Here is a 24,790-nt window from a genome sequence, read left to right on the forward strand (position 1 = left end):
GTGGCGAGGCCGACCACGCCGAGCACGACGAGCAGCGCCCGGTCGGTCAGCGCCTTGTCGGCGCCGCGGTGCAGCTTGACCGGGTCCGTCTGGCGGGCCGTGTCCAGGCTAATCTCCTTGGCCGCCGCGTTGGCCTGTTCGAGCTGGGTCTTGCGGTCGAAGAGCGCCTTCGTGAGCGCGCAGGCCACGTTGGCGTCCAGGTCGTCCTTCACCAGCAGCAGGTTCGGGACCACGATCGTCTTGGCGTCCGCCGGCAGCGCGTAGGTGGCGGCCGGGACCGAGCCCTCCTCGTACGCCGGACTGATCTTGTTCATCTCCGGCAGGAGCGGCGCGATGTCGACGAACGCCACCTTGTCCTTCGCCGTCGTGAAGAGGTCCGTGACGCCCGGGGTCGGCAGGCCGCCCGACCAGAACATCGCGTCGATCGAGCCGTCCTTCATGCCGTCGACCGTCTTCTGGAGGTCGAGCCGCTGCGCCTGGACGTCCTTGGCCGGGTCGAGGCCCGCCGACTGGAGCAGCCGGTTGGCGATCACCTCGGTGCCGGACCGCGGTGAGCCCGTCGAGACCCGCTTGCCGCGCATGTCGGCGACCGACTTGATGCCGGCGTCCGTGCGCGCGATCACCTGCGTGTAGTTGGTGTAGATCCGGGCCAGCGCCGCGATCGGCTGCGGCGAGGTGAAGCTGCCCTTGCCCTGCGCCGCGTCGGACGCCGTGTCGGCCAGCGAGAACGCCACCTGGTAGGTGCCGGCGACCAGTTGCTGGATGTTCTGCACGGACGCGCCCGTCTCGGCCGCGGTGCCCTTGACCTTGCCGTTGGTCGCGGCCGAGAGCTGCTCCGCGAACGCGTTGCCGAGGGCGAAGTAGACACCGGTCGAGTTCCCGGTCGCGATGCCGATCCGGGTCTCGCCGGCGACCTCGCAGGTGACGTCGTCACCCGTGTCGGTGCCGGCGACGTCCTGCCGCCCGCCGCAACCGGCGAGCGCGACACCGAGGCCGACGACGAGGGCGGCGGACCAGACTCTGCTCGTGCGTCTCATATGGACTCCTTCTCGAGGGACGACGGTGCGGAAGTCTCGGTCGCCGGCGGCGGCTGCGTGCGGTTGCGCCAGTGGACGAGGGCGGCGCACGCCAGCAGCAGCACCGCGGCCACCCCGATGCTCACGGGGTGCAGGTAGAGCAGGAGCAGGCCGGCGACGCCGGCGAGCACGCGCGGCACCGGGGCCGCCGGGCCCACGCCGAGGAGCCAGCCGCCGCTGGCCACCGCCAGCGCCGCGACGGCCGCGCAGGCGGCCACGGTGGTCCACACGACGCCGAGCCACGGGCCGCGGGCCAGCAGGTACTCGCCCGGGCCGGTGAGCACGAACGCGATCGGCACGAGGAACGCGGGCAGGGCGTACTTGAGCGCCTGCCACATCGTGGGCACGGTGCGCCCACCGGTGATCGCCGAGGCGCCCACCGCCGCCAACGCCGTCGGCGGGGTGACCTCGGACAGCACGGAGTAGTAGAAGACGAACATCGCCGCGGCCGGTGCCGGCACGCCCAGCGCCAGCAGCGCCGGGCCGATGATCACCCAGCCGATGATGAACGAGGCGGTGACCGGCACCGCGAGCCCGAGCAGGGACAGCGCCACGGCCGCGAGCACCACGGTCAGCGCCAGCACCACCGTGCGGTTGTCGGCCAGCGCCTCGGCGGTGCGCACCAGCAGCGAGGCGAGCTGGGCGCCCAGGCCGGTCTTCGTGGTGATCGCGGTGACGATGCCGGCCGCCGCGCAGACCGCGGCCACCGGCAGCACGCCGCGCACGCCGATGGAGAGCGCCTCGAACAGGCGGCGCGGGGTCAGCCAGCCCGAGCGGTCGAGGAAGGACAGGACGAAGGCGAGCCCGGTCGCGTACACCACGGATTTCGTGGCGCTTACCCCGAGCGCGAGCAGCACCACGATCGCGACCAGCGACGAGAAGTGGTAGCCGAAGCGGCCGAGCAGCCGCCACACCGACGGCACCGACAGGTCGACGGGTCGCACCTTGAACCGCCGGGCGTCGATCTCGACGGCGAGCAGGATGCCGAGGTAGTAGAGGACCGTCGGGATCATCGCCCAGCCCAGCACGACCAGGTACGAGACCTCGAGGTACTCCGCGACGATGAACGCGGCGGCGCCCAGGGTCGGCGGCGACAGGATCGCGCCGACGCCGGCCGCGGCGAGCATGCCGCCGGCCTGCTCGGGCGGATAGCCCGCGCGGCGCAGGATCGGCCAGGTGACCGCGCCGACGCTGACCGCGGTCGCCGTGCCCGAGCCGGACACCGTGCCGAGCAGGAAACCGGACGCGACCGCGGTGCGGCCGGCGGCGCTGCGCGAGCGGCGGAACGCGGCCACCGACAGGTCGACGAAGAACCGGCCCGCGCCGGAGAGGTCGAGCACGGCGCCGTAGATGGTGAACAGCACGACGTACGACGCGGCCACGTCGAGCGGCGTGCCGTAGAACCCGCTGCCGGAGTTGTAGAGCGCGTCGACGATCTGGTCGAAGTCGAGCCCGGCGTGCGCGATCGACCAGCTCTGCGGCAGCAGCCCGCCGTAGTAGCCGTACCCGAGGAAGAGCAGGCAGACCAGCGGCAGCACCCATCCGGTGGTCCGCCGGCACGCCTCGACGACCAGCACGAGCAGCACGGCGCCCATCGCGACGTCCATCGGCTCCAGCAGGCCCTGTCGGTCGAGGAACGCGTTGTAGCCGCCGAGCACCGGGTAGAGGCAGACACCGAGCGCCAGCACGGCGAGGACCCAGTCGAAGACGGTCGGACGGTCGCGCGCGGCGCGGCGCCAGCGGGCCGGCACGGGCACACCGCTGCGGTACGCGAGGAAGACCAGCGGCAACGTGCCGGCCAGGAAGATGATGAGGTAGTACTGGCTGCCCTGCGGCAGCGGGCGGAACACCTGCACCAGCACGAGCACGGCGACCGCGAACGCGACGACCGCGACGCCCCAGCCGATCCGGCCGGTCAGCACCCGTGCCGGCCGCTCCTCGTCGTCGAAGGCCGGCAGGTCCGCAGCCTCATCCACAGTGGACGTGAGTGTCGGTCGGTTGATCGGCGGTTGTGCATCCGACATGTCCGGACCCTACTACGACATAGAACGATGTTCAGATTTCGATGCGCGTCCGTGAGGCCGTGTCGAGGGCGCATGATGTGAGGATGATCCGCTTTATTCTGAACGTCCTGTGGCTGATCTTCGGTAGCGGACTCGTGCTGGCCCTGGTCTACGGATTTGCGGCTTTGATCTGCTTCGTTCTGATCGTCACCATTCCTTTTGGTGTAGCCGCGCTCCGCCTGGCCAACTACGCACTCTGGCCGTTCGGTCGCACTCTGGTCACGAGGCCGACCTCGGGCGTCGCGCACGACGTCGGCAACGTGGTCTGGGCGGTCGTGGCCGGCTGGTGGCTCGCGCTGACGCACATCGTCCAGGGCATCGCGCTCTGCCTCACGATCATCGGCATCCCCTTCGGGATCGCCAACTTCAAGCTGGTGCCGGCCGCGTTCTGGCCGCTCGGCCGGGAGATCGTGGAGATCGACGACCAGGCGCCGGCGTGGACCACGCCGCGGGTGTCGCCGGCCTGACGTCCCGATCCGGAGAAAACTGAGAGTCACACTCAGTTGACATACCCACGAATGTAGGAGCTACTCTCATTTGAGTTCAGCTTCTACATTCGGGGGTGGTCGGCTGTGCCGACGTCTCGTTCCAGCCGGTGGCTAGCGCTGGGCGCGCTCGCCATCGCGATGCTCACCATCGGCCTCGACACCACGGTGCTCACCGTCGCGGTGCCGACCCTGGCCGTCGACCTCGACGCGTCCAACGCGCAGCTGCAGTGGTTCGCGTCGGCGTACACGCTGGTCCTCGCGGCGGTGCTGCTGCCGGCCGGCTCGCTCGGCGACCGGTTCGGCCGCAAGCGCTTCCTGCTCGGGGCCCTGCTGCTGTTCGGCGCGGCCTCGGTCTTCTGCGCCTACGCCGGCAGCGCCGGCACGCTGATCGCGGCCCGCGCCGCGCTCGGCCTCGGCGCCGCGATCATGATGCCGCTGTCCATGGCCGTGCTGCCCGTGCTGTTCCCGGACAGCCGTGAGCGCGGCCGCGCCCTCACCATCTGGGTCACCTCCACCGCGATCGGCCTGCCGCTTGGCCCGATCCTCGGCGGTTGGTTGCTCGAGCACTTCTGGTGGGGCTCGATCTTCCTGATCAACGTGCCGCTCGTGCTGCTCGGCGTGCTCGCGGTCGCGCTGTTCGTGCCCGAGTCGCGGGGCAGCCAGGACCGGCCGATCGACCTGCCCGGCATCCTGCTCTCCTCCGGCGGCCTGCTCGGGCTCACCTACGGCTTCATCCGGATCGGCGAGGACGGCTGGTCCGACGTCGGCGACTGGGGGCTGGTGGCCGCCGGCGTCGCGCTGCTGGCCCTGTTCGTCGCACGGCAGCGCCGCGCGGCGTACCCGCTGATCGATCTCGCCCTGTTCCGCAGCCGTGGCTTCACGCTCGGCTCGGGGCTGGCCACGATCATCAACTTCGCGATGTTCGGTCTGCTGTTCCTGGTGCCACAGTTCCTCCAGGCGGTCGGCGGTGCGAGCTCGCTCGGCACGGGCGTGCGGTTGCTGCCGATGATCGGCGGTCTGCTTGTCGGCACGCGTCTCGGCGGGCGGGCGGGGCGCGCGCTCGGTTCCGGCGGGTTGATCGGGGCCGGCTTCGTGCTGCTCACGGTGGCACTCGTGCTCGGCGCACAGACGTCGGCCGACACCGGGTACGGCTGGACCGCGACCTGGATCGCCCTGCTCGGCGCCGGGATGGGGCTGGCGATGCCGGCCACCATGGGCGCCGCGATGGACGCGCTCTCCGTCGAGCGGGCCGGCTCCGGGTCGGCGGTGATCCAGGCGCTGCGTCAGGCGGGCGGCACGATCGGCGTCGCGGTTCTCGGCACCGTGCTCAGCGCCGGCTACCAGTCCGGGCTCGGCGCGGCCGCGGTGCACCCGGTCTCCGACAGCGTCGCGGCGGGCGTCGCGGTCGCGGGGCAGCGCGGCGACGGGACGCTGCTGGACACCGTGCGCACGGCGTTCGTCGACGGGATGAACCAGACGCTCTGGGTCTGCGCGGTCCTCTGCGCGCTGGCCGCCGTGGTCGCGTTCTGGCTGCTGCCGCGCCGGCCCGCCGTGACCGTGGAGGCCGGGCCCCAGCCCGCGCCGGTGGCAGAATCGCTTCATGCCGGCTGAACCAGAGATGGGGCTCGGGCTCCGCGAGCGCAAGAAGCTGCGGACCCGGGCCACCATCCGCGAGCAGGCCATGCGGCTGTTCGCCGAGAAGGGCTACGGCGAGACGACCGTCGAGCAGATCGCCGAGGCGGCCGAGATCTCGCCGAGCACGTTCTTCCGGTATTTCCCGTCGAAGGAACAGCTGGTCCTGGTCGACGACTACGACCCGATCATGATCCAGGGTTTCAAGGACGAGCCGGCCGAGCTGCCCGCGCTGACCGCGCTGCGCCGCTCGATGGAGCGGGTGTTCACGACGATGTCGCCCGAGCAGCTCGACCGGGAGATCGCCCGGCAGAAGCTGATCCGTTCGGTGCCCGAGCTGCGGGCGGCACAGCTCGACGAGCTGCAGCGGACGATCGCGCTGCTCGCCAACGGCGTCGCCGAGCGGCTGGGCCGGCCGCAGGGCGACCTGGAGAGCCGCGCGTTCGCCGGTGCGCTGGTCGGCGCCATCCTGGGCGTGCTGGACGACGAGCACGGCTTCTCGCTGGAGCGGATGGGCCGCGCGCTCGACCTGTTCGAGGCGGGCTTCCCGTTCGCCACACAGCCGCCGGGCTAGACCCTTAGGCCGGCTCCTCCGAGCCGACGATCTCGGCCACCTCGTCCACGCTGTACTCGCCCTCGGGCAGGTGGTCGAAGGCGATCAGCACCTCCGCGGGCGGCTCGAGGGCGACGACCCGGCGGTGGATCTCATCGCTGGACAGCCGATCCTCGCCGAAGAAGACACGGTCGAGCAGATCCGGATCAATCATGCTTGCTGCCCTACCCGTGGACGCGCGCTCAAAACGGGTGGGGCACGGCCGGGCCGAACGGGGGAGACGGTCCGGCCGTACCCCGCGGGTCAGATCGTCAGCACGATCCGGCCCGGGACAGTGCCCGTCGCCTGCCGGCGCCAGGCGTCGGCGGCCTCCTCGAGCGGGACCTCCTCGTAGGCGACCGTGAGGCGCCCCGCCGCGGCGTGTGCCGCGATCTCGCTGACCGTCCGGGCCTTCTCAGCCGGGGTCAGCTCGTTGTTGGTGTAGCCGAGCACCCGCAGCGAGCGGCTGCGCAGCGTGGCCGAGTCGAGCGGCGCCGTCTCCGCCGCGGCGCTGCCCAGGTTGACCATTCGGCCGCCGATCCGCAGCGTACGCAGCGCCGCCGCGCCCGGCACGCCGAAGATCGGATCGAGCACGAGGTCGACCGGCCCGTCCGCGGCGTCGCCCATGCGCCGGGCCAGCGTGGTCACGTCGTCGTCGGGGTGGACCGCGACCACCGTGTCGGCGCCGGCCCGGTGGGCCCGTTCCTGCGCCGCGGTCGAGCGGGCGGCGGCGATCACCCGGCGGGCGCCGTGCAGCTTGGCGATCTGGATCGCCGCCTGGCCGACCACGCCGCCCGCGCCGAGCACGAGCACCTGCTCGCCCTCCGCCAGCGCGCCGCACCCGGTCAGCGCGTGCCAGGCCGCGACCGCGGACAGGCCCAGCGCCGCGACGAGCCGGTGGTCGACGTCGGCGGGCAGCGGGGCCACGCCGGCAGCGGGCACCACCGCGTGCTCGGCCATGCTGCCGTCGCCCGGCTTCATGCCGGCGTCCGTGGGGAACCAGACCGGCGTGCCGTCGGCGAGCCGGCCGACACCCTGCACGCCCGGCACGTACGGGCACGCCGGCACCCCGAAGTAGGAGGTGCCGGAGGCGCAGAGTAGGTCGAGCGGGGTGATCGGCGCCGCGGTGACCGCGACCAGGAGCTCTTCCTCGCCGGCCAGCGGCACGGCACGGTCCACCACCCGCGGCGGCTCGCCCGCGGGGTCCACGACGGCGGCGCGCATGGCGGTCACGTCGCGATGTCGGGGTAGGGCAGCTGGAAGTGGGCCAGCCGGACCGCGTACTCCTTCTGGAAGGCCAGCGGCTCGGCATGGTCGCGCTCGAACATCGCGATGAACAGCGTCAGCGTCAGGAACGGATGCGCGCCCAGCTCGAACAGCTTCACGTAGTCGTGGGTGGACAGTGCTTGCCGCTCGACGTCGTCGAACCGCAGCCACGTGCTGGCCTCGGCCGTGTGGGAGTTGAGGATCGCGTTGGCGACCTCGGCCTCCCACCAGGCGACCGTGGCGACCGGATCCTCCCGGTAGCGCTCGACGAGCGCCGGATCCCGGTCGACCGTGTAGAGGAACTTGTCCAACAGGTATTTGCTCATACCCCCGGCGCTCCGTTCGGGTACCAGGTGAAGTAGGCCTCCATGGTGTGGAACAGGTCGAGCGAGTCGACGTAGTCGGCCTTCACGCCGGCACCGGCGACGCCCATCATGAGCATGAAGTCCATGAACCCGTGGGTCGCGTTGCCCGGTGCGTGCAGGCTGTCCAGGGTGACCTCGGCCAGTGCGCCGTCCAGGTCGCCGTTGGCGATCCAACCGACGGCGCGCTCGTCGAACGCCGGGTCCGGGCCGTGCGGGCCGAACTGCCGCGGGCCGCCCAGCTCCAGCGAGAGGTGGCCGGTGCCGACGACGGCCACCCGCAGGTCGCTCGGCCACGCCTCGACCAGCTCACGGATCGTCTGTCCGAGTTGGACGAAGCGCTTCGGCTGCGGCAGCGGCGGGGCGAAGATGTTCGTGTAGATCGGCACGATCGGCAGGTCGGCTTCGGGCCGCAGCGTGATGATCGGGCACGTGATGCTGTGGTCGATCCGCAGCTCGTTGCTGAACGCCAGGTCGAAGCCGGCGTCGAGACCGTTGCGCAGGATGTGCGTGGAGAGGTCCTCCTGGCCGCGCAGCAGCATCCGCGGCAGGCCGAACTCGCGCTCCTCGTTGTGCCAGTTCGCGTCGTAGAACGGCGCCTTGCCGACGAGGAACTGTGGCATGTTGTCGAGCCAGAGCTGGTGGAAGTGGTCGGAGCCGACCATCACCAGCACATCCGGATTGGCGCGGCTCAGCGTCTCCCGGAACGCCAGGATCTTCGCCGTCCACTCGTCGGCGAACGGTGGCCGGTCATCGCCCGTCGCGGTGCTCGCGCGGTAGTAGAACGGGTGATGGGTGGAGGCGATGACCGCGACGACTTTGGCCATGCCCGCTCCTCTCAGTCTTGGTTCGGGGGACGGTAGTCCGCGTGGCGGTCCACGGTGGTGTAGATGTCCATGCCGATCGGCGACCGCTTCTCCTCGGCCAGGTGGCCCAGCAGGCCGGCGGCGCGCGCCAGCAGCGCGAAGCCGCGCAGCAGGTCGACCGGGAGCCCGAGGTCGGCGAGCGCGGCACCGGCCACGCCGGCACCGTTCAGCGGCAGCGTACGGCCGAGAATTTCCGGATGCACGCGGCCGATCGCCTGGAACAGCCGCAGGTGTGGGCCTTCCAGCCCTTCTTCGCGGGCGATGCCGATCAGCACGGGCGTGCGCGGGTCCTCGACCTTGTGCACCGGGTGGCCGAGCCCGGGCACGAACCGCTTGGCGGCGCGGGCCTCGGTGACGGCGGTGCGGGCCAGCTCGTCGAAGCCCGCGTCCGTGGTCGGCGGCGGGCCGCTCGCGGCCAGCGTCGACGCGAGGAACCGTCCACAGTCCTCCGTCACGCCGAGGAAGCGCGAGCCACCGCCGAGCAGGCCGGCCGCGAGCGCGCCCTGGATCGACTCGGGCGCGCTGAGGTAGGTCAGCCGGGCGGCGATCGCGGTCGGCGTGAAGCCGTGGTCGGCCAGGGCGACGAGCACGGTCTCGAACACCCGCGTCTCGGCCGGCGAGGGCCGGCGTTGGGTGACCAACCAGAACGCCAGCTCGCCGAAGCCCACCTTGCCCATCAGGTCGGCGGCCAGGTCCTGCCCGAGCAGCGAGATGCGGCTCGCGTCGGACGTGCCGATCGCGGTGCCGAAGCTCAGCTCTTCAGCCATGCGCGGATCTCCTCACCGTGTTCGTCGAGCCCCGGCGGCGGCAGCTCGTAGCGCGGCGGCGTCGCGGAGAACGTGATCGGGTTGCGCACGCTCGGCACGGCGCCGACCTCGACCACAGGGTCCAGACCGAGATCCTGGGCGTACGCGACACCGCCGTCGAGGGTGTTGATCGGGGCGCAGGGCACGCCGGCCGCGATCAGGTCGCGGAACCACTCGTCCTTGGTGCGGGTGCGCAGAACCTCGACCAGCAGCGGCCGCAGCGCGTCGCGGTTGGCGGTGCGGTCCTGGTTGCGCCCGAACCGCGGGTCGTCGACCAGCTCCGGGACGCCGAGCACCTGGCACAGCTTGCGGAACTGCCCGTCGTTGCCCGCGATCACGATCAGCTCGCCGTCGGCGGTGGGCAGCGGCTCGTACGGGAACAGGCTCGGGTGCGCGTTGCCCATCCGGAACGGCACGGTGTCGCCGGCGACCACGGCGCTGCTGTGGTTGACCAGCCCCGACAGCGCCGACGAGAGCAGGTTGACCTCGATGTGCTGCCCACGCCCCGACGCGGCCCGGCTGTGCAGCGCGGCCAGGATGCCGATGTTGGCGTGCAGCCCGGCCATCACGTCGAAGACCGAGATGCCCGCGCGGTACGGCGGCCCGTCGGGGTCGCCGGTGAGGCTCATCAGGCCCGAGATCGCCTGCACCATCAGGTCGTACCCCGGGATCGACGCGCCGGCGCCCGAGCCGAAGCCGCTGATCGACGCGTACACGATGCCGGCGTTGCCCTCGGCGACGGTTTCGAAGTCGAGCCCGAACCGGGCGAGCCCGCCCGGCTTGAAGTTCTCGATCATCACGTCGGCCCGCCGGGCCAGCTCCTGGGCGGCGGCCAGATCGCCCTCGTCGCGCAGGTCCAGGGCGATCGAGCGCTTGTTGCGGTTGATGCCGAGGTAGTAGGTCGCGATGCCGTCCCGCACCGGTGGCATCCAGGTGCGGGTGTCGTCGCCGCCGGGACCCTCGACCTTGATCACGTCGGCACCCAGGTCGGCGAGCAGCATCGTCGCGTACGGGCCGGCGAGGATCCGGGAGAAGTCGGCCACCAGGATGCCCTTGAGCGGCCCGTTGTTCTCCACCACTCCGCCAACCTCGTTTCTGGGTGTCCGCGCAACGGACGACCGTCCGTCGCTTTCATCTTGGTCATGGCGAGGCTCATCGCGCAACAGGTCCGACTCTTGACGTTCACTTGTGCCCGGGCTCACAATCGCCACGTTCGAGTGGCTGGCCGCTAGGCGGACTGATGTCCGATAGGAGTGACGGCGATGAGCGTGCTGTTTCGCAACGGCCTCGTACTGACCATGGACAACAACCACACCGTCCTGCGGGATGCGGACGTGCTCGTGGTGGATGACAAGATCGCGGAGATAGGCACCGGCCTGACCGCGCCCGAAGGCACCACGGAGATCGACGCGACCGGCGGCATCATCATGCCCGGCATGATCGACACCCACCGGCACATGTGGCAGACCGCGATGCGCGGCTACGGCGCCGACTGGACGTTGACCCAGTACTTCGTCTGGTACTACCTGGAGTCCGGCAAGCGGTTCCGCCCCCAGGACATCTACGCCGGCAACCTGCTCGGCGCGCTGGAGGCGATCGACGCCGGCGTGACCACCACCGTCGACTGGTCGCATGGCCTGCAGACCGTGGACCACGCCGAGGCCGCGGTCGACGCGCTCGAGGCGGTGCCCGGCCGGTTCGTGCTCGCGTACGGCAACATCCAGCAGGGGCCCTGGGACTGGTCCGCCGCGCCCGAGTTCCACGACTTCGTGTCGCGCCGGCTGCACGGCAAGGGCGACATGCTGGGCTTCCAGATGGCCTTCGACGTGACCGGCGACCCGGCCTTCCCGGAGAAGGCGGCGTTCGAGGTGGCCCGCGAGCTGGGCGCGCCGGTGACCACCCACGCCGGCGTCTGGGGTGCCACCAACGACGACGGCATCCGGCTGATGCACGAGAACGGCTTCATGACGCCGCAGAACATCTACGTGCACGCGGCGACGCTGACCCGCGACTCGTACAACCGGATCGCGGCGACGGGCGGCTCGGTGTCCGTCTCGACGGAGAGCGAGCAGAGCGCCGGCCAGGGCTACCCGCCCACCTGGCAGCTCCGCCACCACGACATCCCGGTGTCGCTGTCGATGGACACGAGCGTGTGGTGGAGCGGCGACCTGTTCAGCGCAATGCGCACGACGCTCGGCGCCGACCGCTCCCGGGAGCACCTGGAGGCGCACGGCCGCCAGGAGACCGTCACACACTGCCACCTGCGGGCCGAGCAGGTCGTCGAGTGGGCGACCATGGGCGGCGCCCGGGCATTGGGCCTGGACTCGCTGGTCGGCAGCCTGGAGCCGGGCAAGAAGGCCGACGTCGTGCTGATCAAGAACGACCGCTCGCCGGTGATGTTCCCGGTGCTCAACGTGTACGGGCACGTCGCGTTCCAGGCACAGCGGGCGGACGTCGACACGGTCGTCGTCAACGGCCGGATCGTGAAGCGCGACGGCGCGCTGGTCGACGCCGACCTGGCCACGGCGCGGGCGAAGATCACCGAGACCATCGACCATCTGGTCGGTGACATGGGTGAGGAAGCGTGGCTCGCGGGCATGAACCCGGACGTGCCGGAGACCAAGGTGACGGACAACCCGTACCAGTACACCGACTACGACGCCGGCTCGGCGCAATGGAAGCATTGAGGAATGGCGCGCGAGTCCGGACCTGACTTCATCGAAGCGCTGGCCCGCGGGCTCGACGTGCTCCGCTCGTTCCCGGCCGGCCAGCCCGTGCGCACGCTCAGCGACCTCGCGGGCGCGACCGGGCTGGCCCGGCCGACGGTGCGGCGGATCCTGCTCACCCTCGAGGAGCTGGGCTACGTCCGGGCGGCCGAGCGGGGCTACGCGCTGACGCCGCGGGTGCTCGAGCTGGGGATGGCGTACGTCAACTCGCTGAGCATGTGGGACGTCGCCCGGCCGCACATGGAGCGGCTGGTCGCGCAGACCAACGAGTCCACCTCGATGGCCCAGCTCGACGGCAGCGACATCGTCTACGTGGCCCGGGTGGCGGTCCCCAAGATCGTGACGCTCGCGGTCACGATCGGCACCCGCTTCCCGGCGCCGCCTACCTCCATGGGCAAGGTGCTGCTCGCCGCGCTCCCGCCGGACGAGCTGACCACGGTGCTGGCCGAGCCGTCCCGCTCCGGCATCACGCCCCGCTGGCAGCCGTCGCGGGACGAGCTCGACCGGTCGTTGCGCGAGGTCCGGGCGAAGGGCTGGGCGCTGGCCGACCAGGACCTGGCGCCGGGCATCCGCTCGGTCGCGGCGCCGGTCCGGGACGGCGACGGCACGGTGGTCGCGGCGGTCAACGTGACCGTGCACGCCGCCGAGACCTCGGTGGAGCGGCTGACCGAGGAGCACCTGCCCCGGCTGCTCCGGTGCGCGGCCGACATCAGCCACGACTGGACGCTGCTGGGCGCGGTCCCCATGGCGGTGACCGCGCCCTAGCAGGTCTACGGGGTGTACGAGAGCAGCGCGCGCTCCGCGTTCGACCGCGACTCGACGCTCCGGGCGACGACCCGGTCGTCGGCGTCCAGGCGCACCAGTTCGGAGCCGTTGTCGGTCCGCACCCGGGCCAGCATCCCGCCGTCGGCGGTGAACACCGCGCCCCGCAGGTCGCCCTCGATCGGCAGGTCGACGATCTTGCGGGCCGACACGTCGATGACCGTTCCGCAGCCCAAGTGGCGACCGGCGTCGCCGAGCGTCCCGCCCGGCTTGGTGATCCCTACGCAGACCCGGTCGCCGTCGGCCGAGATGCCCATCAGGCTCGTGTAGTAGCTACCGCCGACGAGGTCGCGGTCCAAGGTCACCCGGTGGCCGCCGCCGTACAGGTCGTGCACGGTGACCGACTCCGCGGAGCCGTCCAGGAAAGCCACGCGCTTGCCGTCCGCCGACCACCGGTAGTGGCAACCCTCCGGCGCGTCGAGGTGGTCGCCCGCCCCGCCGCTGAGGTAGACCACGGCCATGTTCGCGCCCGCCGGGCTGTAGAACGTGCGCAGCACCCGGCTCGAGTCCCCGGACCAGACCGGTTCCTGGCAGAGCGGCACCACCTTGGTCCCGATCTTCCGGCGGTTTCCACCGTCCAGGTCGGACATGAAGTGATCGCCACCGGCGAGCGGATCCGGGCTCGTCGGGTCCGTCACCCACATCACGCGCCTGCCGTCGGGCGACACGGTGACGTTCACGAGGTTCCCGCCGGGGTACGTGCGGCCGTCGAGGTGGATCTTCCCGTCGTCGCCCAGGTAGAAGACCTTGCCCGTCACCTCGGGCAGCGTCTCGTTCGGCGGTGTGCTGGTCTCCGTGGTCGCGGGCGGCGTCGTCGGACCGGCCGTCGGCGTCGGCGGCGGGGTCGTCGGGCCCGGGGTCGGCAGCTCGGTCGGTCCGATCGGTGGCGGGGCCGGCGTGTGCTGGCTCGCCGCCACGAAACCGGTAGCTGGACCGCCGACGAACAGCACCGCGCCGCCGGCGATGGCGGCCACCATGGTCCTGCGCCGGCGGCGGACCCAGCGCCGGGCCGCGGCGGTGCCCGGCGGCTTGACGTAGGGCGTCACCTCGTTGCGGAAATCGGCGAACATGTTGTTCAGGCGGTCGTCGAAGTCAGGCACGGTCCGCCTCCTTGTCGGTCAGCTGGGCGGCGAGCGCGGCACGGCCGCGGTGCAGCCAGGATTTGACGGTGTTCTCGGAGACGCCCTCCTGCCGGGCGATCTCGCCGACCGGCAGGTCGGCCAGGTAGTGCAGGATCACCGCGCGGCGGTGGTCCGGCTTGAGCGTGGCCAGCGCGCGGGCCAGGGCGACCCGGTCCGGGCTCGGCTCCGCCACGTGCTCCGGTCGCTGCTGCTTGAGGAACAACGCCGCCGTCCGCGCCCTGCGCCACCGGCTCGTGGCGAGGTTCCAGGCCACCCGGCGCACCCAGGCGGACGGGTCGTCGTAGCCGGTCAGCTTGGTCCAGCGGGCCAGCGCCCGGCAGAACGCCTCCTGCACCACGTCCTGCGCCATGCCCAGATCCCGCGTGTACGCGTACAGCTGGATCGTCAGTGAATGGAAGTTGGCCGCATAGAAGTCTTCGAAGCTCGCCTGGCCTGGCGGCCCGCACCCGGGCACCACGTCGAGGTCGCCCCCGTCTCGCAAGGAAACCACCGTCCTCGCATCCTCCCCGATCGCGGCCGTCCCGTGTGGCCGGCCGATCGGCGACTACACGTGCGGTCCCGGTGGCGGGTTGCGGGAACTCTGCGCCGTGGATCCGACAGAACCTACGGATGCCAGCGGTCTCCGAGCCACATCCGGTCGGCCCAGTCGACGTAGGGGAGGAACTCGCCGACGAAGAGCTTGTGGAAGTACGCGAAGCAGAGGGCCACGAGCACCAGGTAGGCGCCCGCGGCCACGGCGCCGACCAACCGGCGGTCGGCCGCCTCGGCGCCCGGTGGGCCGACGGCCACGCCGAGCACGTAGGTGACCGCGAGCACCATGAACGGCACGATCGGCGCGGTGTAGAAGTTGAACATCACGCGGTGCGCGTCGACGGCGTAGTAGAACCACGGCAGCAGCCCGGCCGCCACGACGAGCAGGATCGCCCACGCGCGCCAGTCCCGACGGGCCAGGCCGAGCCAGCCCGTGGCGACCAGCGCGGGCAGGAACGACCACCAGAGCAGCGGCGTGCCGAGCAGGATGATCTCGGAGACCGGTGCCTGGCCCCAGGGCGCGCCCGGGTACGCGAGGTGCACCGTCACCGGCTTGCCGAGCAGCAGCCACTGCCACGGCCACGACTGGCTCGGGTGCTTGTCCTGCAGCGTCGAATGGAAGCCGAAGGCCTGCTGGTGGTAGTGCAGCAGGTTCTGCAGCGCACCGATCACGGGCAACTCGGACTGCCCGGTGTCGGCCCGGTAGTGCCGGAAGTAGCCGTCGTCGGTGAGCAGCCAGCCGGACCATGACACCAGGTAGACCGCGACGATCACGGCGCCGCAGACGACCAGCCAGCCGGTCTCCCGGCGCAGCGTCTCGCGCCATGGCCGCACGGATCCCGCGGACCGCCGGGCGCCCGCGTCCCACCAGAGGATCAGCAGGGCGAACACCGGCAGGAAGAACAGGGCGCTCCATTTCGTGGCGAGCGCGCAGCCGAACAGCAGGGCCGCGAACAGCCGCCACCAGGGGACTCCGCCCGGCTCCCCGGTCTGGCCATCGAGGGCCGCGAGTCGGGCGCGCCGGCGGGTGTCGCGGTCGACCAGCAGGGCGCCGAACGTGGCGAGCACGAACAGCAGCAGGAAGACGTCGAGCATCGCGACCCGGGACAGCACCAGGTGGAAGCCGTCGAGGGCGAGCAGCAGGCCGGCGGCGCAGCCGAGCACGGTGGAGCCGAACAGGCGCCGGGCGATCCGCACCATCAGCAGCACCGAGACGGTGCCGGCGACAGCGGCCGAGAAGCGCCACCCGAACTCGGGCGCGGCGTTGACGAGGTGGCCCGTCAGCCGCTGGTCGCCGTCGACGTCGTAGTAGCCGAACGCCCACTCACCGAGCGCGATCAGCCACTTGCCGAGCGGCGGGTGCACCACGTAGGCGGGCGCGTTGTCGCGGTAGTTCCACTCGACGCCCTTGGTGAGCAGGCCCCAGCCGTCTTTGGCGTAGTAGGTCTCGTCGAACAGCTTGCCCTGCGGTTGGGCCAGCCCGTGAAACCGGAGGACGGCCGCGACCAGCACGACGAAGCCGGTCGCGTACCAGGACGAGACGCTGCGACGCGGGTCGAAGGGCGCGAAGCGGCGCTGCGTGACTTCGGCTGCCGCGCGCACCGCGCGATCATACGGGTAAGGGCCTGTCCTGCCGATCAACGCGGCCTGCGACGGGCGCAGCCGCCGCCTGGCGGCGTCCCGGGATCACCGAGATACAACACCGGTATCCCGGCAATCCCGGGCCACCACCAGCCGACACCTGCACTCCGTCTCGGCTCACGTTGATCGACAGGACAGGCCCTAAGCCGTCGAGCGCCAGCCGCCCTCGGGTGGCTTGCGGACGACCTTGGTCAGGTCCTTCCAGATCGTGCGGCCGCCGGTGGACGCCGCCATCAGCCGGTCGACCCACGCCCGGGCGGCCCACTCCTCGTCGAACGCCGGCCAGGTCACGTCGCGGTCCTTGTCGCCGGCCCGGGCCCGGACGAGCCAGCCGGCGTCGGGATCGCGATGGAGCCAGATGTCGCGCCGGGTGCGGTTGTTGCGGTCACCGTTCCACCATCGTCCGACCAGTTCCACGATCGACAGGCTATCGAACAGGTGTACGAGTCGCAATCATGCGGTGGCCTGGTTGGCGGCCAGGTCGTCGGTGGCCAGCCGGCCGGCCCGGGTCGCGCGGCGCAGGAAGTCGGCGACCAGGGCGAGGTCGGACTCGCCGTACCCGGCGCTGATCTCCTCGATCGCGCGACCGAGCCCGGCGTAGAGCCGCAGCAGCTCGGTGGCGCGGCCCCGCACGGCCCGCACAGTGACGGCGCGGCGGTCGGCGGCGTCCCGCTCCCGGGTCACCCAGCCGCCGCGTTCGAGCCGGTCGAGCACCCCGGTCATGGTCGCCGGATGCAGGCCGGCGCGCCGGGCGAGTGCGGTCGGGCTCAGCGGCCCCTCGCGGCTGACCAGCTCGAAGCAGTCGACGTCGACGTCCTTCAGCTCGACCTGAGCGGCGACCTGGCGGTTGAACAGCGACAGCTGCACGCGCAGGTCACGTAGGCCGTTCACGATCGCGCGCTCACTTCGCTCGCTCATCGGGCCAGCCTACGGAGCGTCACCGTCCGTGGCGCGGCGTGGCCAGCTCTGATGGGTCAGCAGCCGCAGCGGCTCCGGCTCGGGCAGCGGCGCGGCGTCCGGGTTCGACCGGGTGCGGGTGAGCAGGCCGGCCAGCCCGGCCCGGGTGGCCACCACGATCAGGCGGTCCGTGCGGACGAGCCGCCGGCGCTCCGGCACCGTCCACAGCGTCTGGCCGATCCGGCCGGTGCGGATCGCGATGAGGCGCACCTCGTTGGGGCGGTTGACCTCGGGGCTGTGCCGCCCTTCCAGGTCGCAGCCGGCGCCCACCGGCAGCTCGGCGACCAGCAGCACCCGGCGCCCGACCGGGATCGCGTCGATCACCTCGCGGCCGAACAAGGCGGCGGCGAAGGCCGGTGCGGCCAGGTAGGAGACGCTGCGGGACAGCGTGATGTCGAAGCTCCGCTTGACCCGGCGTGCGAAGCCCTCGTCGTAGAGGCGCAGCACCACGCGCAGCCCGGGGCCGTGCAGCGCCCGGCCGAGCAGTGCGGTCTCCAGGTTGGACACGTCGTCGGTGGAGAGCACGAGCAGGGCGCGCGCCGTGGCCACCGAGGCGGCCCGCAGGGTCTCGGCGCTGTTGCCGTTGCCGACGACCACCGGGACGCCCAGCTCGCGGGCGACCGCGACGCCGCGCGCGTCGGCGGACCGGTCGACGCAGACCAGGTCGACACCGAAACCGTGCAGCTCGCGCAGCACGCGCGTGCCGACGTTGCCGAGCCCGACGATGACCACGTGGTTCGACACCGGCCGGGTCAGCGCACCGGCGTTGACCGCTAGCCGTGCCGTCACCACGGCCTCGACGATCAGCACGGTGATGAACGGGACGAGCGCGACCCCGGCCAGGGCCAGCGTCGCCAGCACCACGTGCTCGAGCCCGCTGCCGGTCACCTCGCCCTCGATGCCGCCGAGCGCGGTCACCACGGCGAGGTAGCCCGCCTCCCAGGGGTTGAGGTCGCGGACGAGGGCCAGCAGCACGGTGCTGAGGCCGAGCAGCCCGGCCACCCCGGCGAGCGCGTAGCGCAGCCGGCGCCGCCCGAGCACCAGCCGGGTGACCCGCAGCGGCTGCCGGCCGGGCCGCGGGGCCGGGCGGGGCGGCTCGCCGTAGCGGCGGACCAGCAGGAGGTCGGCGTCCGCGTCGGCGGCCGGCAGCGTCTCCGGCTCGGTGCGGCCCTCCAGCACGGCCAGCCCGCAGACCACCTCGTCCGGGTCGGGGTGCTCGTCGCGGTGCGCGGTGACCAGGAACTCGTCGGTGAGCTTCACGTAGGTCGGCACGTCGTCGCCGAGCGCGGCCGCGACGAACGCCGGTGCCGCGATCTCCGAGCCGGACAGGACGCCGCAGTCGCCGAGCATCTCGGTGACCGCCTCGGCCAGGATCGGGTTGAACACCCGGACCACGATCCGGGCGGTCGGGTTGAGCTCGCGAACCATCATGGCGGCGTCCACGTTGGCCACGTCGTCCCGCTCGACCAGGGCGACGGCGGTCGCGTCGGCGACGCCGGCCCGGCCGAGCACGTCCGGCGTGAGACGGGCCGCGACGACCAGCACCGGGCGCAGCTCGGGGTCGCCGGTCCGCGGCTCGAGGTCCGCGATGTCCGGTGCCTGGTCGGCGTCGGCGGCCCGGACGATCACCGTGACCGGGACGCCGTACGAGTTGATCAGCTCGCTGGCGAGCCGGCGCGCGAGGGTGTTGTCGCCCCACACCAGGAACCGGCCGTCCGTGGACACGCCCGGATGGTAGCCAGCCGGGTCACGCGCGCGGCGCCTCCGCGTCGAGCCGGTGGATGAACGTCGGTGGAACGTAGGCCGTCAGCCACACGCCGTTGGCGCTGCACTGGAAGCGGTGCCCGGCCGTGGCCATCGCCGCCGCGTCGATCACCAGCAGCGCCACGCGGCCGGAGCGACGGGCGCCGACGACGTGCGCGGTCCGCACGTCCACGGACAGGTGCACGGCGTGCCGGCGGCCCTTGACGAGCCCGGCGCGCAGGATCGACGGCACGGCGGCGGCGGAGGTGCCGTGGAAGAGCCGCGGGGGCGGCGGCCGGTCGGGCAGGCCGAGCGCCACGGGCACCGAGTGACCTTGGCTCGCCCGGATCCGATCGCGACCGTCCAGGGTGTCGACCGCGAAGCGCCGCTTGTCGTTGCCGGCCACGACGGCGTCGAGCGCGTCCCGGGTGACGGGGGTGCCGTGCGCGGCCAGGGCGACGAGCAGCGTGTCGACGTCGACCCAGCCCTGCGGGTCGAGCGCCAGCCCGACGCTGGCGGGGCGGTGCCGCAACACGGCGGAGAGGCGCTTGCTGACCCGAACAAGATCGGCATCCATCCACCCATTATCGCGGGCCGCGTTGTCCGACCGAACGGATGATCATTTAGGTGCGCGGTAGCCGTAGCCTGTCGGGTCGTGGCATACGGGGATGTCGATCCGAACGAAACCAGCGACGCGCCGGCGCCGCCCGCGAACCAACCACCGCCTGCGGACCTGCCCACGGTCGTGACCGCGCGGCCAGCCGTGCCGGCGGAGCCGGCCGTAAGCGGGTCCGCTCAGCCGTCCCCGTCCGCGACCGGGCAGCCGGCCACGTCCGCGACCGCTCAGCCTGCCGCGTCCGCGACCGCGCCTCCGGCCACGTTCGCGCCTCCGGCCGCGTTCGGGGACCCAGCCGCGCCCACGGCGTCCGCGGGGGGTGCGGCCGAGCAGGCGGTCGCTTCCGCGCAGGACCCTGCCGCGTCCGCGACCGCGCCTCCGGCCGCGTCCGCGACCGCGACCGCTCAGCCTGCCGCGTCCGCGCCTCCGGCCGCGGGGGACGCAGCGGCGCCCACGGCGTCCGCGGCGGGTGTGGCCGCGCAGGCGGTCGCTTCCGCGCAGGACCCTGCCGAGGTGGCGCCGTCGGTCGAGGCGCCGGCCAAGCGGCGCCGTGGTCTGCTGGTCAGTCTTGTGATCGTGCTGGTCGTCGGTCTCCTGGCCGTCCCGGCGGCGATCGCGCTCACCGGCGGCAGCCCCGACACCCCCGCCACCGCCGCCGCGCCGTCGCCGACCGGCAGCCCCGCCGCGAGCCCGACCGGTCCGCCGGCGTCGCCCAAGCCCGGCGACCCGCCGTACGTCAAGGTCGCCTGGGCCAAGTTCCGGATCAACGGCGAGCTGGCCGCGATGAGTGACGCGCTGCGCAAGGGTGACCTGGCCGCGTTCGTCAGGCCCGCCGCCGACAAGAAGATCCGCGGCGAGCTCGAGCGCCGCTTCCGCTCGCTGCGCGCGATGCGGATCAGCAACGTCCAGCTCACCGCCGACAGTGGACCGTTCGACGACAAGCTCGTCGGCGGCTGGTCCGAGTGGGGCGTCGGTGTCGGCATCAACCACTGTTTCGTGGTGAGCGACTGCAAGCCCGACAAGATGCTCGTGGACACCACCTGGCGGGACTCGCCCGCCGGCTACCAGCTGGTGAAGATCTCCACCTCCACGAACGCCAACGGGCCGCAGCCGTGGGAGGTCGCCGTGCTGACCGCCGCCGTCGGGTCCCGGGCTATGGTGGTCGCGCCCAAGGCGCTGGCGTCCCGCGCCCGGGCGTTCCTGCCGGCCGCCGAGCGGGCCGCGAAGATCGCCGACCGCTACGTGCTCGGCAAGAAGCCCGACCGCTACATCGTCTACCTCGCCGGACCCAGCGACTGGAAGAAGTGGTTCGGCGGCTCGGCGGACTGGGCGATCGGTTTCGCCGTGCCGACCAGCGACGAGCGCTCCGACATCGTCCTGAAGGCCGAGGACATCTCCGGCGGGTACGCCGAGGCGGTGATGAAGCACGAGATGGGCCACGTGGCGACGCTCTCGGGCCGGGACTACCGCGACGTGAACGGCGAGAACTGGTGGCTGACCGAGGGCATCGCCGAGTACGTCGAGTGGGACGGCCGCCCGGTCTCCGCGTACGACCGCGAGCAGAACGCCCGCCGGCTGATCCGGGAGAAGAAGTTCACCGGCAACCTGGAGAAGCTGGTCCCCGACGACGACGCACCCGACTGGCAGATCGACGGCGCCTACGGCCTCGGCTACTACGCCACGCGCTGCCTCGCGGACCAGTACGGCCACGCGAAGATGCTGCGCTTCGCCGACCAGGTCCTGCGCGGCGGCCGCCCGTCCGAGGCCGAGGCCCCGACGATCCTCGGCGCCGAATGGTCGGCGGTCAGCAAGCGCTGCCTCGCGTACACCAAGCAGAAGGTCGGCGCCTAACCCACGTGCACGTGCGGCCGCTTCATGCGGTCGGGTTCGTGCTCGCGGAGGATCTCGCGCGTCACCGGTGCCACTTCGCCCTGGCCGAAGGCGAGGTAGCGCAGGAAGTTCGAGGCCGGGTTGCCCTCCGTCCACTCGAAGTAGATGTGTGGCCGGTGGCCGGTCGTCGCCTGGATCTCCAGGAGGAGGCCGGCCAGCGCGGTCGCCACGTTGGGACTCGTCATCGCGAACACCCGGTAGCGGCCGTGCCGGATCTCGCCGCGGACCTGCAGGTCCGACTCGAACTCCGACGGGTCGGAGATGGTGACCTCGGCGAACATCACGTCGTGCACGTCCGGCAGCACGTCCTCGTCGACGATCCGGCGCAGCTTGTCCCGGTACTCCTTCGCGTCACCGGCATCCGGGTGGTTCGCGATGATCCGGACCACCGTGCCCTTGCAGTCCTCCAGCAGCTGCTGACCGACCTCGTCGAACTGGACGCTGGTGAAGCGCAGCTCGAACGCGCGCCGGATCCGGCTGACGATCGAAACAAGGATCATGGCTCCGATGAAACTCCCCGCGATCTTGACGCCGTCCGGGCGTTCGATGACGTTGTCGATCGTCGTGTAGATGAAGACCAGCGAGATCACCGCGAACGCGAGCGTCTGCCGGTGCTGCCGACGCCGCCGGCTCGACAGCGTCACGGCTATCGCCGCCGAGGTGATCAGGACCAGCACACCGGTGGCGTACGCGCCGCCCTGCGCGGTCACGTCCGCGTCGAACAGCCAGGTGATGAAGAACGCGATCGCGGTGAACACCACGACCAGCGGGCGCACGGCCGTGGCCCAGTTGGGCGCCATGCCGAACCGTGGCAGGTAGCGCGGCACCAGGTTGAGCAGCCCGGCCATCGCGGACGCGCCGGCGAACCAGAGGATGAAGATCGTCGACAGGTCGTACACCGTGCCGAACATCGACCCGAGGTTCTCGTGCGCGAGGAAGGCGAGCGCCCGCCCGTTGGCCGCGCCGCCCGGGTTGAACGCGTTGGCCGGGATCAGCACGGTGGTGATGATGCTGCTGGTGATCAGGAAGACGCTCATGGTCACCGCGGCGGTGGTGAGCAGCTTGTGCGCGCCGCGGATCCGGCCCACCGGACGCCGCTCGGTGTCGCCGGGCGCGCCCTTGATGTGCGGCATCACCGCGACGCCGGTCTCGAAGCCGGACAGGCCCAGCGCCAGCCGCGGGAAGACGATGATCGCGATCCCGATCACCGCCAGTGGACTGCCGTGCATGGTCGTCAGCGCCGACCACCAGTCGCCGGTCAGCGTCGGGTGGTCGGCCACCCGGATCAGGCCGTCGACCACCACGACCACGTTGAGCGCGAGGTAAACCCCGACGATCACCACCGCGATCCCGATGGCCTCGGAGAAGCCCTTGAGGAACACGGCACCGAGCACCGCCAGGAGCACCAGCGTGATCAGCACGTCGTGCCCGCGTAAGGAGTCCGGCCAGAACGGGTTCTCGTCGATGTGCGCGGTGGCGTCCGCCGCGGACAGGGTCATCGTGATGATGAAGTCGGTGGCCGCGAAGCCGAGCAGCACGAGCACGACGAGCTTGCCCTGCCAGAACGAGAGCAGCTTGCTGAGCATCGCGAGCGAGCCGGCGCCGTGCGGGCTCTCCCGGGCCACCCGGCGGTAGACCGGCAGGGCGCCCAGCAGGGTGACCAGCACCAGCACGATCGTGGCGATCGGGGCGAGCACGCCGGCCGCCAGCGCGGCGATGCCCGGCTGGTAGCCCAGCGTCGAGAAGTAGTCGAGACCGGTCAGGCACATCACCCGCCACCAGCTGTGCTGGCGTTCCGCGGGCTCCGGCCGCGCCAGCGGGCCGGGTGGCGGCAGCACACGGCGCTCGGCGCCGCGCAGGAACCACTCGGAGAAGCGGCGCTGGGCGGTGATCGGGGCGGCCGGACCGGGTGACACGGCTCAGGGACGCTTCTTCGCCGTGTCGGAGAGCGGCCGGCGGCGGACACCGCGCCAGATGTCCTTCCAGACCGGGACCCCCGGCCGGTCGTCGATCTGCCGGAACGACACGATGCCGACCGCGATGCCGGCGAGGCCGATCACGAACAGCAGCAGGCGGGTGGTGGACAGGTCGTAGTCGAGCGAGCCGACGTGGATCTCGCGGGACGCACCGAGGCCGACGAGCAGGCTCGACAGCGCGATCGCGAGCAGCAGGGTGATCCGCACCGCGGACTGGATGAAAGCGACCACCCGGCCGCGTACGTCGTCCGCGACGTCACCGCCGATCAGCGTCAGCCCCGACAGGAACGCCATGCCGGCGGCGGCACCGGTCACCACCGCCCCGAGCACCGCGAGAGACAGGCGGGGCGCGACCGACAGCCCGATCACCGCGACGCCGGCCAGCACGATGGAGAGCGCGAACCAGCGGCGGCGCGAGAGCGTGCCGACCAGCGCGGGGCCGCCGGCGATCCCGACGCCGAAGCCGGCGAAGATCGCGGCGAACAGGATGCCGAACGTGGCGTCGCCGCCGCCCAGCGAGCGGGCGTAGAAGTTCGCGGTGCCGATCACCACCCCCGCGCCCGCGAACGCGCCCAGCACGCCGACCACGATGCCCCGGACCAGCCGGTTGCGGACGATGAACCGGCCGCCGTCGAGCAGGTCGCGCATGACCTGCCGGCCCGGCACGTGGTGCGCCTTGTCGTCGTCGGGCACGTGATTCGGGCGGGCCGTGCGGCCCGACATCTCCTTCGCGAAGAAGAGCACCACGAAGGCGGAGGCGAGGAAGGTGAGTGCGTCGAACAGCAGGGCGTAGTCGGCCGGGCCGACGCCGCCCGGGCGTGGCAGGCGGGCCATCGCGCTGAACAGCAGTGCGGCGATGATGGGCGTGATGCCGTACGTGGTCGCCAGGGTCAGCTGGTTGGCCGCCTCGAGGCGGGAGCGGGGCAGCAGGTTGGGCACCGCCGCCTCCTTGGCCGGCGTCCAGATCTGCGCCGCGCACTGGGCGAGGAACAGCGCGATCGCGGTCCAGGTGACCACCCGGACCGGGCTGTCCACGATGAAGCCGACGATCGGGATCGACGCGAACAGCACGAACCGCGCGACGTCGGAGATGACCATCGCGAGGCGCCGGTCGAACCGGTCGGCGACGACGCCGGACAGTGGGCCCAGGATGAACGCCGGCAACAGCTGCACCGCGATCACGGAGCCGAACGCGGCGCCCTTCGCGGTCGCGCCGGACACCTGCGACGAGGCGAACGCGGCACCGGCCAGCAGGCCCAGCCAGTCGCCGAGGGCGGAGAGGCCGAGCACGAGGAACAGGCGCCGGAAGGGCCCGACCCGGAGGGCATCGACGATCTCCGCCAGGCCCGAGCCCTGGACCGTGCCCGATTTCTGTGTCTCGCCGACCCTGCTCGCGCTCATCCGATCAGTGCCGTCCCCCCGCGTGACCGACTCGTGACCCAACGTACTCTCGGGACCGGACCCGTTGCCCGGCTACGATCTGTGATCGTCATGCCAGTCGCGATCGTCGGTCTGACCACGGTCTCGGCCGCGGTGTCCCCGCTGTCCGAGCTGGGGTCGGCGCTGCACGCGGCCGGCGACCCGGGCCACCACCC

At 72.0% G+C, this 24,790-nt stretch carries 23 protein-coding genes; 6 read left to right on the forward strand and 17 right to left on the reverse strand.

Annotation, left to right across the window (positions count from 1 at the left end; translation table 11 throughout):
- A partial coding sequence (locus AB0H87_RS15225) for a TAXI family TRAP transporter solute-binding subunit (RefSeq protein ID WP_360144649.1) occupies positions 1-1,037 on the reverse strand: 1,037 nt, incomplete at its 3' end.
- On the reverse strand, positions 1,034-3,052 hold the full coding sequence (locus AB0H87_RS15230; RefSeq protein ID WP_360144652.1) for a TRAP transporter fused permease subunit: 2,019 nt from the start codon (positions 3,050-3,052) through the stop codon (positions 1,034-1,036). The genes AB0H87_RS15225 and AB0H87_RS15230, both read right to left, overlap by 4 nt.
- Positions 3,053-3,183: 131 nt before the next feature.
- Between AB0H87_RS15230 and AB0H87_RS15235 the strand changes: the two genes are divergently transcribed.
- The 3 genes from AB0H87_RS15235 to AB0H87_RS15245 all read left to right on the forward strand — a co-directional run bounded on the left by AB0H87_RS15235 (position 3,184) and on the right by AB0H87_RS15245 (position 5,833).
- Positions 3,184-3,606, forward strand: a complete 423-nt coding sequence (locus AB0H87_RS15235) for a YccF domain-containing protein (protein ID WP_360144712.1) — start codon at positions 3,184-3,186, stop codon at positions 3,604-3,606.
- 105 nt (positions 3,607-3,711) lie between these two features.
- Positions 3,712-5,238 carry an MFS transporter gene (locus AB0H87_RS15240; RefSeq protein ID WP_360144655.1) on the forward strand — a complete coding sequence of 509 codons (1,527 nt, stop codon included), beginning with the start codon at positions 3,712-3,714 and terminating at the stop codon, positions 5,236-5,238.
- Entirely contained in the window at positions 5,228-5,833 is a 606-nt protein-coding gene (locus AB0H87_RS15245) for a TetR family transcriptional regulator (RefSeq protein WP_360144658.1), read from the forward strand. The genes AB0H87_RS15240 and AB0H87_RS15245 overlap by 11 nt, the downstream gene beginning before the upstream one ends.
- Positions 5,834-5,837: 4 nt before the next feature.
- Here the strand turns inward: AB0H87_RS15245 and AB0H87_RS15250 are convergent, their stop codons facing one another.
- The 6 genes from AB0H87_RS15250 to AB0H87_RS15275 all read right to left on the reverse strand — a co-directional run bounded on the left by AB0H87_RS15250 (position 5,838) and on the right by AB0H87_RS15275 (position 10,230).
- A complete protein-coding gene (locus AB0H87_RS15250; RefSeq protein ID WP_360144661.1) occupies positions 5,838-6,026 on the reverse strand; it encodes a hypothetical protein in 189 nt (62 codons plus the stop codon).
- A gap of 89 nt (positions 6,027-6,115) precedes the next feature.
- Complete coding sequence (locus AB0H87_RS15255) at positions 6,116-7,075, reverse strand: zinc-binding alcohol dehydrogenase family protein (RefSeq protein ID WP_360144715.1); 960 nt, start codon at positions 7,073-7,075, stop codon at positions 6,116-6,118.
- A gap of 5 nt (positions 7,076-7,080) precedes the next feature.
- Complete coding sequence (locus tag AB0H87_RS15260) at positions 7,081-7,443, reverse strand: hypothetical protein (RefSeq protein ID WP_360144664.1); 363 nt, start codon at positions 7,441-7,443, stop codon at positions 7,081-7,083.
- The gene (locus AB0H87_RS15265) at positions 7,440-8,306 is read right to left on the reverse strand and encodes an extradiol ring-cleavage dioxygenase (RefSeq protein ID WP_360144667.1); all 867 of its coding nucleotides are present in this window, start codon (positions 8,304-8,306) and stop codon (positions 7,440-7,442) included. Before AB0H87_RS15265 ends, AB0H87_RS15260 begins: the two co-directional genes overlap by 4 nt.
- A gap of 11 nt (positions 8,307-8,317) precedes the next feature.
- Positions 8,318-9,112, reverse strand: coding sequence for a citryl-CoA lyase (locus AB0H87_RS15270; protein WP_360144670.1), 795 nt, complete (start codon positions 9,110-9,112; stop codon positions 8,318-8,320).
- Positions 9,097-10,230: a CoA transferase gene (locus AB0H87_RS15275; protein ID WP_360144673.1), complete on the reverse strand. Its 1,134-nt coding sequence runs from the start codon at positions 10,228-10,230 to the stop codon at positions 9,097-9,099. The genes AB0H87_RS15270 and AB0H87_RS15275 overlap by 16 nt, the downstream gene beginning before the upstream one ends.
- A 183-nt stretch (positions 10,231-10,413) precedes the next feature.
- On the opposite strand from AB0H87_RS15275, the gene AB0H87_RS15280 reads away from it, so the two are divergent.
- Positions 10,414-11,838, forward strand: a complete 1,425-nt coding sequence (locus tag AB0H87_RS15280) for an amidohydrolase family protein (protein WP_360144676.1) — start codon at positions 10,414-10,416, stop codon at positions 11,836-11,838.
- A 3-nt stretch (positions 11,839-11,841) separates the two neighbouring features.
- Positions 11,842-12,642: an IclR family transcriptional regulator C-terminal domain-containing protein gene (locus AB0H87_RS15285; protein ID WP_360144679.1), complete on the forward strand. Its 801-nt coding sequence runs from the start codon at positions 11,842-11,844 to the stop codon at positions 12,640-12,642.
- A 5-nt stretch (positions 12,643-12,647) separates the two neighbouring features.
- On the opposite strand, the gene AB0H87_RS15290 is transcribed toward AB0H87_RS15285, so the two are convergent.
- The 7 genes from AB0H87_RS15290 to AB0H87_RS15320 form a co-directional block, all read right to left on the reverse strand.
- Positions 12,648-13,799, reverse strand: a complete 1,152-nt coding sequence (locus AB0H87_RS15290) for a hypothetical protein (RefSeq protein ID WP_360144682.1) — start codon at positions 13,797-13,799, stop codon at positions 12,648-12,650.
- Positions 13,792-14,322 carry a SigE family RNA polymerase sigma factor gene (locus AB0H87_RS15295; protein ID WP_360144685.1) on the reverse strand — a complete coding sequence of 177 codons (531 nt, stop codon included), beginning with the start codon at positions 14,320-14,322 and terminating at the stop codon, positions 13,792-13,794. Before AB0H87_RS15295 ends, AB0H87_RS15290 begins: the two co-directional genes overlap by 8 nt.
- Before the next feature lie 122 nt (positions 14,323-14,444).
- Entirely contained in the window at positions 14,445-15,974 is a 1,530-nt protein-coding gene (locus AB0H87_RS15300) for a phospholipid carrier-dependent glycosyltransferase (RefSeq protein ID WP_360144688.1), read from the reverse strand.
- Between the two features lie 180 nt (positions 15,975-16,154).
- Positions 16,155-16,430: a hypothetical protein gene (locus AB0H87_RS15305; protein WP_360144691.1), complete on the reverse strand. Its 276-nt coding sequence runs from the start codon at positions 16,428-16,430 to the stop codon at positions 16,155-16,157.
- Positions 16,431-16,466: 36 nt separating this feature from the next.
- A complete protein-coding gene (locus tag AB0H87_RS15310; RefSeq protein ID WP_360144694.1) occupies positions 16,467-16,931 on the reverse strand; it encodes a MarR family transcriptional regulator in 465 nt (154 codons plus the stop codon).
- 9 nt (positions 16,932-16,940) lie between these two features.
- The gene (locus AB0H87_RS15315; protein WP_360144697.1) at positions 16,941-18,695 is read right to left on the reverse strand and encodes an NAD-binding protein; all 1,755 of its coding nucleotides are present in this window, start codon (positions 18,693-18,695) and stop codon (positions 16,941-16,943) included.
- 22 nt (positions 18,696-18,717) lie between these two features.
- On the reverse strand, positions 18,718-19,290 hold the full coding sequence (locus AB0H87_RS15320) for an RNA 2'-phosphotransferase (RefSeq protein ID WP_360144700.1): 573 nt from the start codon (positions 19,288-19,290) through the stop codon (positions 18,718-18,720).
- 552 nt (positions 19,291-19,842) lie between these two features.
- On the opposite strand from AB0H87_RS15320, the gene AB0H87_RS15325 reads away from it, so the two are divergent.
- Complete coding sequence (locus AB0H87_RS15325; protein ID WP_360144703.1) at positions 19,843-21,180, forward strand: hypothetical protein; 1,338 nt, start codon at positions 19,843-19,845, stop codon at positions 21,178-21,180.
- Here the strand turns inward: AB0H87_RS15325 and AB0H87_RS15330 are convergent.
- Together AB0H87_RS15330 and AB0H87_RS15335 are read right to left on the reverse strand one after the other, a co-directional pair.
- A complete protein-coding gene (locus AB0H87_RS15330) occupies positions 21,177-23,135 on the reverse strand; it encodes an amino acid transporter (RefSeq protein ID WP_360144706.1) in 1,959 nt (652 codons plus the stop codon). The genes AB0H87_RS15325 and AB0H87_RS15330 overlap by 4 nt on opposite strands.
- 3 nt (positions 23,136-23,138) lie before the next feature.
- Positions 23,139-24,596 carry an MFS transporter gene (locus tag AB0H87_RS15335; RefSeq protein ID WP_360144709.1) on the reverse strand — a complete coding sequence of 486 codons (1,458 nt, stop codon included), beginning with the start codon at positions 24,594-24,596 and terminating at the stop codon, positions 23,139-23,141.
- Positions 24,597-24,790: the final 194 nt, after the last annotated feature.

Source organism: Asanoa sp. NPDC050611, assembly GCF_040654855.1.
Lineage (GTDB): Bacteria > Actinomycetota > Actinomycetes > Mycobacteriales > Micromonosporaceae > Asanoa.

Coding starts and splice junctions, on each gene's coding strand:
- AB0H87_RS15260 (WP_360144664.1), bottom strand. CDS start 7,443: ATGAGCAAATACCTGTTGGACAAGTTCCTCTACACGGTCGACCGGGAT.
- AB0H87_RS15265 (WP_360144667.1), bottom strand. CDS start 8,306: ATGGCCAAAGTCGTCGCGGTCATCGCCTCCACCCATCACCCGTTCTAC.
- AB0H87_RS15320 (WP_360144700.1), bottom strand. CDS start 19,290: ATGGATGCCGATCTTGTTCGGGTCAGCAAGCGCCTCTCCGCCGTGTTG.
- AB0H87_RS15235 (WP_360144712.1), top strand. CDS start 3,184: ATGATCCGCTTTATTCTGAACGTCCTGTGGCTGATCTTCGGTAGCGGA.
- AB0H87_RS15335 (WP_360144709.1), bottom strand. CDS start 24,596: ATGAGCGCGAGCAGGGTCGGCGAGACACAGAAATCGGGCACGGTCCAG.
- AB0H87_RS15255 (WP_360144715.1), bottom strand. CDS start 7,075: ATGCGCGCCGCCGTCGTGGACCCCGCGGGCGAGCCGCCGCGGGTGGTG.
- AB0H87_RS15310 (WP_360144694.1), bottom strand. CDS start 16,931: ATGAGCGAGCGAAGTGAGCGCGCGATCGTGAACGGCCTACGTGACCTG.
- AB0H87_RS15250 (WP_360144661.1), bottom strand. CDS start 6,026: ATGATTGATCCGGATCTGCTCGACCGTGTCTTCTTCGGCGAGGATCGG.
- AB0H87_RS15280 (WP_360144676.1), top strand. CDS start 10,414: ATGAGCGTGCTGTTTCGCAACGGCCTCGTACTGACCATGGACAACAAC.
- AB0H87_RS15285 (WP_360144679.1), top strand. CDS start 11,842: ATGGCGCGCGAGTCCGGACCTGACTTCATCGAAGCGCTGGCCCGCGGG.
- AB0H87_RS15245 (WP_360144658.1), top strand. CDS start 5,228: ATGCCGGCTGAACCAGAGATGGGGCTCGGGCTCCGCGAGCGCAAGAAG.
- AB0H87_RS15270 (WP_360144670.1), bottom strand. CDS start 9,112: ATGGCTGAAGAGCTGAGCTTCGGCACCGCGATCGGCACGTCCGACGCG.